This is a genomic window from Neobacillus fumarioli NBRC 102428 (assembly GCF_001591485.1).
Lineage (GTDB): Bacteria > Bacillota > Bacilli > Bacillales > Cytobacillaceae > Neobacillus > Neobacillus fumarioli.
In genome coordinates, this window is the sequence record NZ_BCUZ01000065.1 from 1 (window position 1) to 13,776 (window position 13,776).

A 13,776-nucleotide genomic window follows, 5' to 3' on the forward strand; every position below is an offset into this window, starting at 1 on the left:
ACACTACCGTCACCACATCGACATTCCTTATATTTACATTTATTTAAAAATGTCACAAAAATCATTATAACAAATTCACAATGTAAAACCAATTAAAAGAAGCCCTATTAAATTAGGACTTTATCAATTAATTTTTCAGTTTCTGACTTGGATTTAGGTTTTTTAGTGACACTTTACTCTTAGATTAATATGATATGGTGATATTTCAAAAGTGGGTGAAAAGACATGTTTGATAATCAACAATCTTTTTCAAATATATATGCAAATCAATCGTTCGTTTATAATCCTTATTCATATAACAGCAATGGCATTGATCAAGGAAATTACCATATGAATTATATTGACCAGCTGCAAGGAACGTCTCCAGAGTTTACACGCCAATTACCGCCGCATCAGCATGGACCGGAACGGCTCGAAGAACGTCCTCCTCATACGCAGCATGTCGATTGGTCAGCGATGTTTCCAAATGAAGTAATTTTACATGGTCCAACCAATCGTAAACAGGTAGCTTTAACGTTCGATGATGGACCAGATGATGTTTGGACACCCCAAATTCTTAATACATTACGACAGCTTAATGTTAAGGGGACATTTATGTGTGTCGGTCAGAGGATTCAACAAAATCCGCATGTTCTTCAAAGAATTGTTAGAGAAGGTCACGTTGCTGGAAATCATACATGGAGTCATCCAAATTTAACTAAAATCCCAACCAATGAAGTACGGCGGCAAGTTGAAGCGACTGCGAATGAAATTCTTCGGATTGCCGGTGTAAAACCTGTACTTTTTCGCCCTCCTTATGGTGCATTAAATGTTGAAGTGATTCGTGAATTAATTTCCTTACACAATAAGATTATTTATTGGGATGTTGATAGTTTAGACTGGGCAGGGCTAACCGGTCCGCAGGTTGCTGCTAATATATTAGCGCATGTAAGGCCTGGGTCTATTATTCTACAGCATAGTGCCGGAGGCCTCGGTGAAAGTCTTCTTGATACGGTTCAAGCACTTCCTTATATAGTACAAACGCTAAGACAAGAAGGTTACCAATTTGTTACCGTTCCCGAACTTTTAAAAATTAGACCATATCAATAGTGAAAAAAGCCCGGTAATTCCTTTTTACGAGAAACCGGGCTCTTTTAAAGACGACCTTTACATTTCGCCTGCTTTGATATGCCTTAGAAGCATGTAAATCTCATTATTCACAACTCCCAATGATTTAACTCCATTTTGTATATTGGAAAATAGAACTACATAAATATTTCCGCTCCTGCTGAAACTATTTAGCACATTCCAGCCTGGCAGAACACCATGATCCGAATAGCTTCCGGGATCGCGATATAAGCCAAGGGCATAATTATGTTTAAAAGGGGTGAAAAACTGTTTAAGACTTTCTTGTGACATCAGCTTCCCGCTGTACAGTGCTTTATCGAATAAATACATATCATATGGTGTTGTATAAATATCACCGCATGCAAATAACTCGGACATATCCGGAAGCGTAGGAGAAATCATTTGATTGCCCTTGATTTTATATCCTTTTGCCTGATAAGGTTCCTGATTGAAGGTAGTACCAAATCCGGTATGAGTGAGGCCGGCTTTGGCAAAAACGTTCTTCTTCACATATTGGTCCAATGGTTCGTTGGTTAATTGTTCTATAATATAGCCAAGTATGGAATAGTTGGAATCACTGTATAACCAACCGGTTCCAGGTCGGAATCTCAAGTGGCCCTTTGCAATTTTTTTGATTAAATCATCGTGTGAAATAGGCTCTGTTGTTTCGTCATGTTCAGGAATTCCCGATGTGTGCGTTAATAGATGATACAGAGTAATTTTATTAGCATTAGGAAAATCAGGAATATATTTCGATAACGGGTCATGAATATTCAATAGTCCTTTTTCTTGCAGCTGCATAATAGCAGTCGAGATAAAAACTTTTGTAATCGATCCAATATAAAAAACTGTTGCAGAATTATTGGCCCTCTTCGTCTCCATATCTGCATAACCGTAGCCTTTATTGAGCAGAACGGTACCGTTTTTAACCACTAATACAGAACCGTTAAAGTTTAAACTCTTTAGATATTGATCAATAGAAGGCGCATTATTTATATCTTCCACCTTTGGAACTTCCGGTTTTTTAGATGTCTGTTTGTTAACAGCTGAAGTATGGGCAGTATCAGGTGCTTTAGGTTTTACAGCCTCCGAATGATGGAAAAATTTAGAAATAATCGGAATAGCGACTGCTATAACCAATAAGAACAAAATAAGCTTTGCAATTGGTTTTAGCTTTCTTCTTCGCCTCTTTGTTGTACGTAATTGTTCCTTGCGAAATTCTGTCATGAATACTCTCCTAACATTTTAAAGAGTGATAGTTGGCCATACATGAATACATTACCTGGTTTTCTCTTTCGTGTCTACATTGGAAAAAGTGTATTTTCTCGACATATAACGAGCTTTTCCTTTCAAATAAAAATAGCAACCGCCAAGTCAAAATTAAAACTTGGCGACTTTACCAAGGATATTCACCTTCTTTGTGTTTATCTGATTTGTAAAAATATGCAGGATGATAGCTGCGAACGAATTTTCCTGTATTTAAGTTAATAAACCCCGAGCCATAAGTGGGATCTTCTGTCTGCCATACGCCATTTAGCTTGACCTCATTCCAGGCATGATTTTCCCCGTAGTCTACCTTAGCTTCAATCCCAACAGCACGATGCAATGCAGCACTTAAATCAGCATAGCCTGAGCATAGGACAACCCGATGTTCATAGGTTGTTAATGCAGAATATAATGGCGGATTTGGGCTATCTGCCAACGGGGCATTATAAGCAATGTTGTTTGCGACCCACTCAAAAATCGCCCGCGATTTTTCCGTATCTGTCCGCTTCCCGGCAGTTATTCGTTTAGCTAAACTAACAAGAACTGGGTTGTTGCTTTGTACCATATAACTTGGTTCCAAATAAGGATCACCGTCTGTTAAATGGTATTCAGCGTAGCCTAACACCTTATTAGGATCATCAGCTTTTCCATTGTAATATTCATTCAGATTCAAAATGACATCTCCTACGTTATAGGAAAGCGGAAATTCATAATGAATGGTATCATCATTTGAAAACGGTACTTTAACGGTCGTTTTCTTATTGGCCCGCTGTTCGTCAATATATAAAATGACTCCATTTGCATTCGTATACTGCCCATATGGAGTCGCTTTTCCTGTTACGACTAACTTATTGTCTTTAATCGTAACCCAGTAAGTTTGAATTTTCGTTGGGCTGTATTTTTTATTATATAAAGCCGGTGCAGCCGTTGTACTAGGCTGTTGCTGGGCTGCCAGATTTGTCACAGACTGCTTTTGGTTTGCTTGCTGCTGCATAATAGGACCAGTCTGCTGTGCCGACGGAGTTTCATTTAAGACAAATCTTTTTAATTGTTCGATCGAAGGCACCATACCTTGCTTTGATAAATAAAAATATCCATACGCTAATAAACAAAGGACCATTAATTTTCGCAAATACATACACCTCAACTTTCCTATTTCAATAATATATAGGGATAAAATGAAAAGAACATTAAAAAAGCTGATTCCTTTAAAAATTTCTTTTTTCTAACATATTCGTCAACTTTACATATTTTTATGAGGGAGAGTTGCTTTATTTTTTTCCAATTTTTCATTTACTTAGGTAAACTTTTTGACAAAATTTACGATTTTATAAGTAGAGTTATATCATAAAATGGCAGATAATGTCGCTCGAAAATAGTTAACTCTTAATTAAGGAATTGATAAAATTAGTTTTGTTGAATTTAGCGCAATAAAATTTTGGAAAGGATTGTGTCATTTTGTCAAATGAATGTATGATATATAAAGGTGTTGAATGTAGAATTATTTGGAATTATGGGAATGGGTATGTTGAGATCGCTGTAGGTGACGAGGTCTTATTAGTACAGGAATCCGAGTTATTAAGCCCAACATATTGTTAGAGTGATGTCTATATTAAATATTTGTAGAAATAATCCTATACTATTAAACTATGTTGAGGGGAGAATTAAAGAAGGGGGGAAAATGTTGAAAGTATTGAATAGGTTGACGATCACCGCTTTACTGTTGATGGGATTGACAGCATGTGATCAAGCAACTAGTATAACCAAACACAAAACAGTCAGTAAAACGGAGCAATCTACAAATACCAATACAGTCGATACGAAAACGCGGGAAACAATAGCACGAACACAAACAAATTCTCTCTCTGATCAAGTCCCGGTTTCTTTGGTTGAAGCAGTAGATGGTGACACCATTAAAGTAATGTATAACGGGAAAAAAGAAACAGTTCGATATTTGTTAATCGACACGCCGGAAGAGAAAAAGCCTAATACATGTGTACAGCCTTATGCCGTTGATGCTTATAATCGAAATAAAGAATTATTAACGAGCGGCAGAATAACGCTTGAATTTGATCACGGAAACAAAAGGGACAAATACGGCCGCCTGCTGGCTTATGTATTCGTTGATGGCAAATCGGTTCAAGAAGAACTGCTGAAAGAAGGTTATGCCCGTGTAGCCTATATTTACCAACCTCCTTACAAGTACCTAAGTGAATTCAAGAAGGACGAAAATCAAGCGAAAAGCCAAAAATTAAGAATATGGTCGAAGCCGGGCTATTCTACAAACCGTGGATTTGTCGGCTGTGTCGACGACTAAATGATCGGGAATTTAAACGATTACAAATAGCATTGGTTCTGCTTAAACTGGCACATATTCTTCGGCAACTCAAATCAGTGCCAATGGAACAACTGAAATCTTTACCAATTATATAGAACTTTGCAAGAAATATCCAACCGGAGTTGTGAAAGGCCACCCTGGTTACCAGGAAAATATGGATGGCGATTTTGACGGATATGCTTGCAAAAGAAGTAAGTGAAAAGCCCCACTTGGATATACTTTCCAAGTGAGGCTTTTCGTTAAACTCCTCGTTTATTCCCCCATACTAATGTATGCAGTTGTGGAAGCACTTTTACATCATTAAGAGCAGGGTCAGCCATTGCTTTATCAATAAGAAGCTTATATTGATCGAGAAGATGCCTTAAAAGTTCTTCATCATTCGTAGATGTAATTTGGTCATTTCCCACTTGCAAGAAAAAGGGAATATCCGGATAACGGTAATGAACGTTTTTGGCATATTCATAGTCGAGATGATCGAAAACAACAACCTTTAAACTCACATTTTGCGGGGATTTATTTTGGTTCAGTTGTTCAATGATTTGGTCTAGGACAAGAAAGTCTGTAATCATTTTGGAACTAGGCGGTTTCGGTGAAATGGTCAGTTCATCAATCTTAAAAAACCAATCCTGCCATCTGCTCCCCTGGGTTTCAAGACCAATTCTTATCTTATTAGCTTTTAAAATGTCAATGAACGGATCTAAATCTTTTAAAAGTGCAGGATTGCCCCCGGAAATCGTGACAAATGAGAAATTTTCTCCCCCAATCGCTTTCAGCTCCCGCCAAATTTCTTCACCTGTCATCATTCGAATTTCTTTTTTACCGCTGCCATCCCAGGTAAATGACGAATCACACCAGCTGCAAGAGTAATCACAGCCGGCTGTTCGGACAAACATTGTTTTTTGCCCGATAACCATTCCTTCCCCTTGAATGGTCGGTCCGAAGATTTCCATAACGGGAATGTTACTCATCTTCCATCCACTCCCGTCTCGCTTCGGCATAGCTTGTTGGTGTTTCATAAAGCCGCACAAATTCAACCTTTGCCCCAAGATACTGGTTCTGTTGGTTATTTAAAGATGCAGCCAGTTTTTCATATATCCACACAACCATATTTTCGGCGGTAGTATTCATCGGCGGCAAAGTTTCATTCAGATAGCGATGGTCAAGAAAAATTTCGATTTCTTTCTTCCAGATTGCCTTTAGTTCACCAAAATCAATCATCAATCCACGCTCATCGACAAAACCGCTAACCCCAAGAACTACCTTGTACGTATGACCATGTAGGTTTTTACACTTTCCCTCATAGCAATGCAAATGATGGGCCGCATCAAAAGTAAATTCCTTGCTGACAAGAACCCGCTTGGAATGATATCTCAATTGATTTCGCTGGATATCTTCGTCTATTTTTTGGAGCTTATCTACAATTCGAAAACCGTACATGTCATTTCACTCCCCTTTTGCGCTTAGATATTGTTCCAAGCCCCTTTTCCGCAATTTGCAGGCAGGACATTCCCCACACCCGTCAGCAATGATGCCGTTATAGCAGGTTAACGTTTGTTTCCGGATAAAATCCAGGACATTCATTTGATCTGCAAGCTCCCAAGTTTCCGCTTTGTTTAACCACATTAATGGAGTATGAAGGACAAATTGCTGGTTCATCGATAAATTTAAGGTAACATTTAACGATTTGATAAAGATATCACGGCAATCCGGATACCCGCTGAAATCTGTTTCACAGACTCCAGTTATAATATGTTTAGCTCCGACCTGGCTTGCTAAAATTCCGGCAAACGAAAGAAATAACAGGTTACGGCCCGGAACAAATGTAGAAGGCAGCCCGCCATTCTCCCCTTCTTTCACTTCTATTTCATTACGAGTCAGCGCATTGGGAGCCAGTTGATTTAATAAAGACATATCTAAAATATGGTGCCTGACACCAAGTTCCTTGGCAATATTTTTCGCAACCTCAATTTCGGCTTTATGCCGCTGATTATAATCGAATGTAACGGCAATCACTTCTTCAAAGCGTTCCAAAGCCCAAAATAAGCATGTGGTACTATCCTGGCCACCACTGAACACAACGACAGCTTTTTCTTTTTTCTTCATGAAAATTCTCCTTTTATACAGGAAAACAGGACTACTAAAGAAAGCAGTCCTGTTTTCCTTAGTTTTTTGAAGAGGGTAGCTAGAACCTCTACCGCTGTATGAGCGGATTTTATTATTCACATTAAAATTATTCTACAATGATTTCTCTCGTCTGTCGATTAATTTTATATTAACCTGCCTTGATTAGCAATTAACAGTTTCGGGAATGTTATGGTAGATATCTTTTTTAGCTGAAAGGACAAATTGGATATGCAGCAAATGGAAGTTCGCGAAAAGAATGTTAATGTGGCTATTTTTCAATTTATTCTTCCTTTTTCCTTTAGAGCCGGAACTGAACAAGCGATTATTCCTTTATTGAAACAAGATTCTTTTAAACATTTTCAATTGGAACATATTGAAGATGAAAATAAATATTATGGAAAATTTTCTGTTTCTCATCTTGACATGAGAGGCTATTATCTTCCTTTTACTAATAAAATACTTTTTCCAAGTACGGAATATGATAAAGGACTTCAAAGGTATTCTAAAGCACTTCATCTGAATGGCTGTTTGAAAACAAATTTCATTCAAATTCCATTTCAAATACACTCCATTGACATGACACTGTGCCCTTACGAACTTGGTTTTTTAACCATTCGTACCGAAATAAGTGAAACAAAAGATTTAACATTATCACAGGCAACCGAGTTTGCGGCCCGTTTTCGTGTGCTGGAGCCAAGAACACAACGTGATATTGAAACCCAAATTGAATGTGACGGGCAACTGTTTCTTCATGTCAAAAATTTTATTTTTGAATTCTTATATAAAGGGTTGACCAACTTCTTTGTATTCAAAGAACCAAAAAGTACCAATTTCAAACCATTCCCATATTTTGAAGATGCAAGAATGTACGTACAGTCTTTTATTTCGATAAAAGATAAGATGGAAATTGAACCGACGGACGTCTATCGTGGATTGGGGCTTTGCGGGTTTGCCGATGACGGCACGCCCTATATCAGTGCAAATAATTCATTCTATATCAAGGATTATTTAAAGAATCATTCTTACCCACGCTGGGAACCATATACTTTTTTCACAATAGAGGAACATAGTTTTTTATGTATGACAAACGAGAATGAAACCACGGTTACACAGCTTGTCAGCCAAGTATATGGTGAATTTTATTACGCTCTCCTTTTAAATCTTTTTCATAAGATTGTTTTGTTAAAAATCGCCCATTCTTTTGCAGATTTAAATATCGACCGTGACGAAAAAGAAATGGAAAGGCTGATATATGCCATCAATTCATTCACTGCCAATTACTTCTTTTCGGAAATCGCCTCACAGTCGCAAGGACGCGACATTTATAATCATTTACGAACGATCTTCAATATTGAATTATTATTTCGAGATGCAAAACAAACCCTTTACAGTCTTTTTAAGTATCAAGAAAATGCGAATTCAAAGAAAGACAGTCTGCTACTGTTAATTCTGACCCTTTATTCCGTCATTGGGCAAATGTTTGGGATGAGTTTTGTCATTAGTGATTTTGAAGGCCGGATCAATTGGAATCATATACACTCCTATAATCCACTTGAATACTTTGCTTTATTTGTGGCAATGAGCGGTGTAATCGTCTCTTTAATCCTTGGAATCCGAAATGTTTACCAATGGCGTTCGGATAAGCGAAAACGAGAACAATGGGTGAAACATACAGTGTTGTCTTCAACGAAGGAACGTGAATAAAAAGCGATATTGTTTATAGGGCGGTGAACTGTCATCTGCCGCCCCGTTTTAATTGATAAAGTGATTTTCTGATTTCTTTTTCCACCGTTTGGAAGAAACTGTCCAATCCCTTGTTCGCAGTTGATTCTAATACACGCTGGCCAACCATGGCGATTGCTCCCGAAATTTCGGTATCAGTCTTACAGATAATTTTCGTTGAATTTTGCATTGTTTTCAAAAATACATCCGTATGACAATTCATCTTTCCGGCTTGCCCTTTACCTTTTAAATGCAATTGAAAAAAGGCAGGCGGTTTTTCCTGCTTTCGTATGATTTCTAATTTTATAACATCATGAAACGGACCTGCATTTATTTCGACTTCTGCTTCGTATACCCCTTCTTTCCTTACAATAAATGTTTTACAGCCGGGCAGGGATTTCCGCAGGATTTCTTCCATCATTAAATACTTCCAGACAATACTTCTTGGCAGACCAAAGGTGTATGCATAATCAATTTTCAAGCTTTCTCCCCCCATTAAGAACTTTCCTCCATTAATATTTATTCAAAACGGATTAAAATTGTTAAATTGAGGTATGAAGGTAGAATGCAGCTTTATTCATCTGGTGCATAAAAACAACCCGGTTTGTTAACTAACACTAGGAAAATATTAGGCATTATCTGATGAAGCAAAAAATTTAATTTTTAAGAAAAAGTTAAGCTTCACTTATTATGATAAAAATGTAACAACCCCCTTTAACATATTCCCTTTGATAGTAAAATCCGATTATAATGGATTTTACTTTTTTTTGGACAAGATTTAACAAAGATTTCTTTCTCTCTTTATCCTTTGTTTTTATAAAAATGTGAAATATATTAAAAAGGCTGCAGTTCAAGTCTGCAGCCTTTTTCGTTTAGTATTCACCAGCATTTTTCATTTGCCAATAATAAGTACTGAATATATCTGCAAAAGCTTGCATGGCATTTTGCAGCTCTTCATACGTATTATCGACACCGCCAACTTCTACTAATATTGATCTTGGTGAGAGATCTTGATTATAAAGTCCGTTCCCCATGCTTTTGTTTTTAGAGAAAAGCCCTCTGCTTAATCCCGGGTATTTTTTTTCAAGTGCATTATGAAGCGCCTTGGCAAATTCCAGGTTTTGTTTAAAATGGGGATTGGATTCTCCTAAGATAAAATCAAGACGTGCATAACTTTTGCCATTGATGGTGATAGTCGTTTTGGCTCTTCTTGACGAGTCACGATGAATATCAATTGCATAAGTTAAATCATGGTTGCCGGCAAAAGCTTCCTGAACAAGTTCCCTAGATAATTTATAAGCGCTGTTGGCATCCAAACCTTTTTGATGCAGTAGGGTTGCTGCGTTGATGGTACTATGTTCTGATTCGATGCCCTTTTCCTCTAAGTCCTTTACTAACATGTCCCCTACACCAACAACATTGACTTTATTATTGGAACTCACCGCATCATCCGGATTTGTTACCCCTTGTAAAAGCGGCAGATATGATTCCCAGCTATGCGTATGGTAAATATAAACCACTTTTTTGCCATTTGTCGTTTGCGTAGGAGGTGTGGACTGATTACTGCTTGTATCATTTTTTATCGCATTTTCAGAAATTTCCCTATTCTTTAAGAGCACATCCATAGGAGGGGCAGATTCAATGGGCAAGTTTCTTAAGTTTGTTCCCTGTCCGGCCACTTCAATTTTTGTATTAAAATCGGAAAATCCAGGTAATTCCCTGTCTAATAGAGTTCTGACATCATTTATTTTAATATTCGTAGCAATTTGAAATCCTAATTTCGTGATGGGAATGTCTTGAATATCCGTACGATTTTGAATATAATACTTATTCTCACTGCCATAAAAGTACAAATACAATTTATTAAGATCTGATGATGAATCAAGCACCTCTCTCACCGATTCAGAGGACAAATTCACCGACAGAATGGTCGTCATTCCTGCAACAAACAGAAAGACAAAGATAACAAAACTTAATGCCCCATTGACACGGAGAATCAAACTAGGCTGTTTGTTTTTTTTCAAGGTCAGTCCCTCCTTCTATCAAAAATCTATGCAGAACTTTTGATAGATAGAAGCACTTTACTCTATTAAATTTAAAAGAGCTATCTTATCATAGGATGTTTTTCTATCTTTCCTACGAGGTTCTTGTCACGGTCAAGAATGGCCGTGATTAGAAAACTCGCCGATGGGCGCGCTGGATAGAGCGGTTCATGAGGCGTAGTTGCACTTATGCCGATAGGAAAGTTATACTTTCCTATCGGCCAAGAAATTTTCTCACTAATTCGCTGATCCGTCCAATTGATAAATCCGTTTGTAAATTTGATCAATTTCCTCGCCGGTCAAATCGCCGCGCTTTAACAGTTCAGCAGCAATCGCATGCACAAAATCTTGATTTTCGATTACTAACTGTTTTACTTTTGCCATTTCTTCTTTTAATAAGAGATTTATTTTATTCCGCAGTGTCCGGAAACCATCAGCCCGTGTACCGACCGCAAGCCAGCTGAATAATTCATCCCCCATTCCGACAATTCCCAAGTAGGCGCCTGCAAGTTGTGTCGCCTGTTCTAGATCGGATGTGACCCCGCTTAATTTCTTTCCAAGAAACTCCTCTTCTACCGCACGGGCCGCGAGACAAACCTGAATTTCAGCTAACATCTCCTGATCGCTTCGATTATATCTTTCATGTGTCGGTTTTGTTGCCGCAAGCCCCAGTGCTCCGCCTCGGCGGATGATTGTTACTTTCCACACTCGTTCATATGACTTTAATAAATATTGGGCTACAGCATGACCGGCTTCATGGTAGGCGATGTTCCGCTTCTCGTCATCGCTCATGGAGCGCAGCGGCTGTTTCAGTCCCCATTCATACGTTTCCATTGCTGCCCGGAAATCCTCGTAATTGGCAGAACGGGCACCTCTCTGGTGGGCAATAACAACCGTCTCGTTTACAATATGTTTGATTTGAGCTGCACTATAGCCAATTGTGTCAAGAGCAGCTCGCTCAGCCGTCAGCGACTTTTCGCGCTTAATTTTTTGCAAATAATATTCGAATACATCGATCCTTCCATCATAATAAGGGGCATCTACCCACAGTTTCCGATCGAAACGCCCCGGCCTAACGAGAAGCGGATCTAAGACATCTGGCAGGTTCGTTGCCCCAATTGTCAGGACTGCCGGCCGTTCAGCCTTCTTGCGGCGCAGGCCGAGCGAACGAAGAAGCTTATGGAACCAGGAATTGTCTAGGTTCGATGGGTCCATTTGCAACAGCAGTTCATTGAGTAAACCTGCTCCGCCCATTCCCATTAACCCGCCGACACCTCCTGCTTGCCTGCTCATGCCAATAGCATCAATCTCATCGATAAAAATGATGCACGCCCCGTACACTTTTGCAAGCTTTCGAGCCTTTTGGTACAGACCCATAACTTTAAGATTGCCAACACCAAAAAACATGTTTTGGAAACTTGGTGCTGAAGCGTACGCGAACGGAACCTGCACCTCATTTGCAATCACCTGTGCCAAGTATGATTTTCCTGTACCTGGCGGACCGCACAACAATAATCCGCGAATCGCCTCCCCTCCCATTTCCTTAAATTCTTTGACTCCCTTTAGCAACGATCCGTTCAGCATTCTCAACAATTTCCGGATTCCCCCGATAATCTTCCCAAGTTGTGCCTGTTTCACCGGGAAGAATCCAATAGGTCCGGCCCCGTGCCAGGAACCAAAACAGTGCTACAAATTGAATAATCATAAACATCATGGCAAAGAGTAGCTGTAAGGCAATATTAAGTATACTAATGGCGATTCCCCAGGCAGCAGGCCCTCCCGCAATTAATAGAAAACCAATAATAAGAAGAATTGCCAGCCAAAGAAGAATTTTACGCCATTTAATCCTTCGATATGTCTTCATGACATCACTTCCTAACTAGGATTGAAAAGGGCAGGCAGGAGATCAAGATTTCCTTATTTACCATATAAACCATTTCCCCCGAGCTGTTGGTTTGGATATGCCTGAAAGGATTAGCTGTTAAATTTCCTTCAACCGATTTATTGGTATAAAGGCATTGAAAGGAGCAGAAATTTCCTCTGCTCCTCTTAACCCCCTAGCCGTTTAAATCAAAACCCGTGTAGCAATATCCTTACCACCGCATAGATCTATAAGGACGTGGCATTGAACCACATAGCTCTTCCAACGCCTTATAAATATTCTTTTAATTTTGCATCGGTAAATTTTAAGGAAATCTCATTAAAATTGGAATAGAAAATGGATGGGGCGTTTGTTTCGATTTTAGAAAATCGTGGTTACGCCTTCCATTTTGTAAAAATGGATACAAGATAATGCCAAATGACAAATAAGCCGGTAATATAGTAAAACACCATCAAGATCCAACCCGAAGGATCAATCGGTATTAAACTGGTGATAAAAACTAATGGGAATACATAATAGAGGATATCTTTCAAGGTATCTAATCCGATCTTTGGAGTGAAAGCCTTTGTCACTATCGAACGGAATAGGCCAATGATAAAGTCAACCAACATTAGACCAAGCACTGCCCAAAGAGTATAGAGCATCCAATCTGTCATAAGTATTCACCCCCTTTTGTTTGTAGTAATTAAAATATGCTTACGAAAGTGAATTTGCCTGTAATTTTTAATTAAATGTTTATTTTTTTACGGAAACAAAATGGATTTTTCCATTTTTATTTTTCCGGCAAAATCTAATAATAATTATTCAAACCGTTTAAAGGGAGAAAATTTTACCACTGATTAACTATTTTCAAGAAAAAAATTATGCTTTCTAGACAAAACTTTTTTTGGAAATTATTTGATAACGAAGGACATAATCCACAAAACGTTGGGAAGAATGTGAATACCAATGTTATTTCAAAAAGGATTAGGCAAGATTTCATTGCCTTGAGGAAAAAGAAATGGGTTTTATCACCAGCTTGGAAGGAGCTAGAAGAATGTGGCGAACCCGAAAGAAGCTTTATTATGGAGTATCGCTCTTCCAGGATTTGGACAATTCTTAAATCACAAGTATATCAAAGGTTTCCTGTTTGTATTTTTAGAGTTCCTCATCAATGTAAAGGCAAATTTCAATAAGATCATTATGTTAAGTTTTCAAGGCGATATTGAGCAAGCGGTTGCTGTAACAGATTATCAGTGGTTAATGTTTTATCCATGTTTATATTTTTTTGCGATGTGGGATGCTATAATGGACCC

At 38.4% G+C, this 13,776-nt stretch carries 14 protein-coding genes, 1 pseudogene and 1 riboswitch; of the genes and pseudogenes, 5 read left to right on the plus strand and 10 right to left on the minus strand.

Going from position 1 to position 13,776, the window contains the following annotated elements; all coding sequences use genetic code 11:
* The first annotated feature begins 225 nt into the window (after positions 1-225).
* Positions 226-1,089 carry a polysaccharide deacetylase family protein gene (locus BFU02S_RS10460; RefSeq protein ID WP_235842033.1) on the plus strand — a complete coding sequence of 288 codons (864 nt, stop codon included), beginning with the start codon at positions 226-228 and terminating at the stop codon, positions 1,087-1,089.
* Between the two features lie 57 nt (positions 1,090-1,146).
* Here BFU02S_RS10460 and BFU02S_RS10465 read toward each other — a convergent pair whose 3' ends face one another.
* Together BFU02S_RS10465 and BFU02S_RS10470 are read right to left on the minus strand one after the other, a co-directional pair.
* Positions 1,147-2,334 (minus strand): serine hydrolase domain-containing protein, encoded by a 1,188-nt coding sequence (locus BFU02S_RS10465; protein WP_066370137.1) that lies wholly within the window; start codon positions 2,332-2,334, stop codon positions 1,147-1,149.
* Positions 2,335-2,503: 169 nt separating this feature from the next.
* Positions 2,504-3,505: a transglutaminase domain-containing protein gene (locus BFU02S_RS10470; protein WP_169797590.1), complete on the minus strand. Its 1,002-nt coding sequence runs from the start codon at positions 3,503-3,505 to the stop codon at positions 2,504-2,506.
* Positions 3,506-4,057: 552 nt separating this feature from the next.
* Here BFU02S_RS10470 and BFU02S_RS10475 point away from each other — a divergent pair.
* Together BFU02S_RS10475 and BFU02S_RS17315 are read left to right on the plus strand one after the other, a co-directional pair.
* Positions 4,058-4,690 (plus strand): thermonuclease family protein, encoded by a 633-nt coding sequence (locus tag BFU02S_RS10475; RefSeq protein ID WP_439951007.1) that lies wholly within the window; start codon positions 4,058-4,060, stop codon positions 4,688-4,690.
* Between the two features lie 145 nt (positions 4,691-4,835).
* Positions 4,836-4,910 (plus strand): excalibur calcium-binding domain-containing protein, encoded by a 75-nt coding sequence (locus tag BFU02S_RS17315; RefSeq protein ID WP_235842034.1) that lies wholly within the window; start codon positions 4,836-4,838, stop codon positions 4,908-4,910.
* A 40-nt stretch (positions 4,911-4,950) separates the two neighbouring features.
* Here the strand turns inward: BFU02S_RS17315 and queE are convergent, their stop codons facing one another.
* Genes queE through queC form a run of 3 tightly spaced genes read right to left on the minus strand, consistent with a single transcriptional unit; the run spans position 4,951 to position 6,814 of the window.
* Positions 4,951-5,679: a 7-carboxy-7-deazaguanine synthase QueE gene (queE, locus tag BFU02S_RS10480; RefSeq protein ID WP_066370147.1), complete on the minus strand. Its 729-nt coding sequence runs from the start codon at positions 5,677-5,679 to the stop codon at positions 4,951-4,953.
* On the minus strand, positions 5,672-6,148 hold the full coding sequence (gene queD, locus BFU02S_RS10485; protein ID WP_066370149.1) for a 6-carboxytetrahydropterin synthase QueD: 477 nt from the start codon (positions 6,146-6,148) through the stop codon (positions 5,672-5,674). Before queD ends, queE begins: the two co-directional genes overlap by 8 nt.
* A 6-nt stretch (positions 6,149-6,154) precedes the next feature.
* Positions 6,155-6,814 (minus strand): 7-cyano-7-deazaguanine synthase QueC, encoded by a 660-nt coding sequence (gene queC, locus BFU02S_RS10490; protein ID WP_066370151.1) that lies wholly within the window; start codon positions 6,812-6,814, stop codon positions 6,155-6,157.
* Between the two features lie 52 nt (positions 6,815-6,866).
* Positions 6,867-6,909: riboswitch (PreQ1 riboswitch) on the minus strand.
* 154 nt (positions 6,910-7,063) lie between these two features.
* On the opposite strand from queC, the gene BFU02S_RS10495 reads away from it, so the two are divergent.
* Complete coding sequence (locus BFU02S_RS10495) at positions 7,064-8,539, plus strand: hypothetical protein (protein ID WP_066370154.1); 1,476 nt, start codon at positions 7,064-7,066, stop codon at positions 8,537-8,539.
* Positions 8,540-8,570: 31 nt separating this feature from the next.
* On the opposite strand, the gene BFU02S_RS10500 is transcribed toward BFU02S_RS10495, so the two are convergent.
* The 5 genes from BFU02S_RS10500 to BFU02S_RS10520 form a co-directional block, all read right to left on the minus strand.
* Positions 8,571-9,038 carry an SRPBCC family protein gene (locus tag BFU02S_RS10500; protein ID WP_066370171.1) on the minus strand — a complete coding sequence of 156 codons (468 nt, stop codon included), beginning with the start codon at positions 9,036-9,038 and terminating at the stop codon, positions 8,571-8,573.
* Between the two features lie 391 nt (positions 9,039-9,429).
* Positions 9,430-10,581 carry a stage II sporulation protein P gene (gene spoIIP, locus BFU02S_RS10505; RefSeq protein WP_066370156.1) on the minus strand — a complete coding sequence of 384 codons (1,152 nt, stop codon included), beginning with the start codon at positions 10,579-10,581 and terminating at the stop codon, positions 9,430-9,432.
* A 255-nt stretch (positions 10,582-10,836) separates the two neighbouring features.
* On the minus strand, positions 10,837-12,183 hold the full coding sequence (locus tag BFU02S_RS10510; protein ID WP_084361067.1) for an AAA family ATPase: 1,347 nt from the start codon (positions 12,181-12,183) through the stop codon (positions 10,837-10,839).
* Positions 12,143-12,463: a hypothetical protein gene (locus tag BFU02S_RS10515; RefSeq protein WP_066370162.1), complete on the minus strand. Its 321-nt coding sequence runs from the start codon at positions 12,461-12,463 to the stop codon at positions 12,143-12,145. Before BFU02S_RS10515 ends, BFU02S_RS10510 begins: the two co-directional genes overlap by 41 nt.
* A 392-nt stretch (positions 12,464-12,855) precedes the next feature.
* Positions 12,856-13,137: a phage holin family protein gene (locus BFU02S_RS10520; RefSeq protein ID WP_066370165.1), complete on the minus strand. Its 282-nt coding sequence runs from the start codon at positions 13,135-13,137 to the stop codon at positions 12,856-12,858.
* Between the two features lie 382 nt (positions 13,138-13,519).
* Here BFU02S_RS10520 and BFU02S_RS10525 point away from each other — a divergent pair.
* Positions 13,520-13,776 (plus strand): annotated as a pseudogene (locus BFU02S_RS10525) (hypothetical protein); the annotation flags it as partial.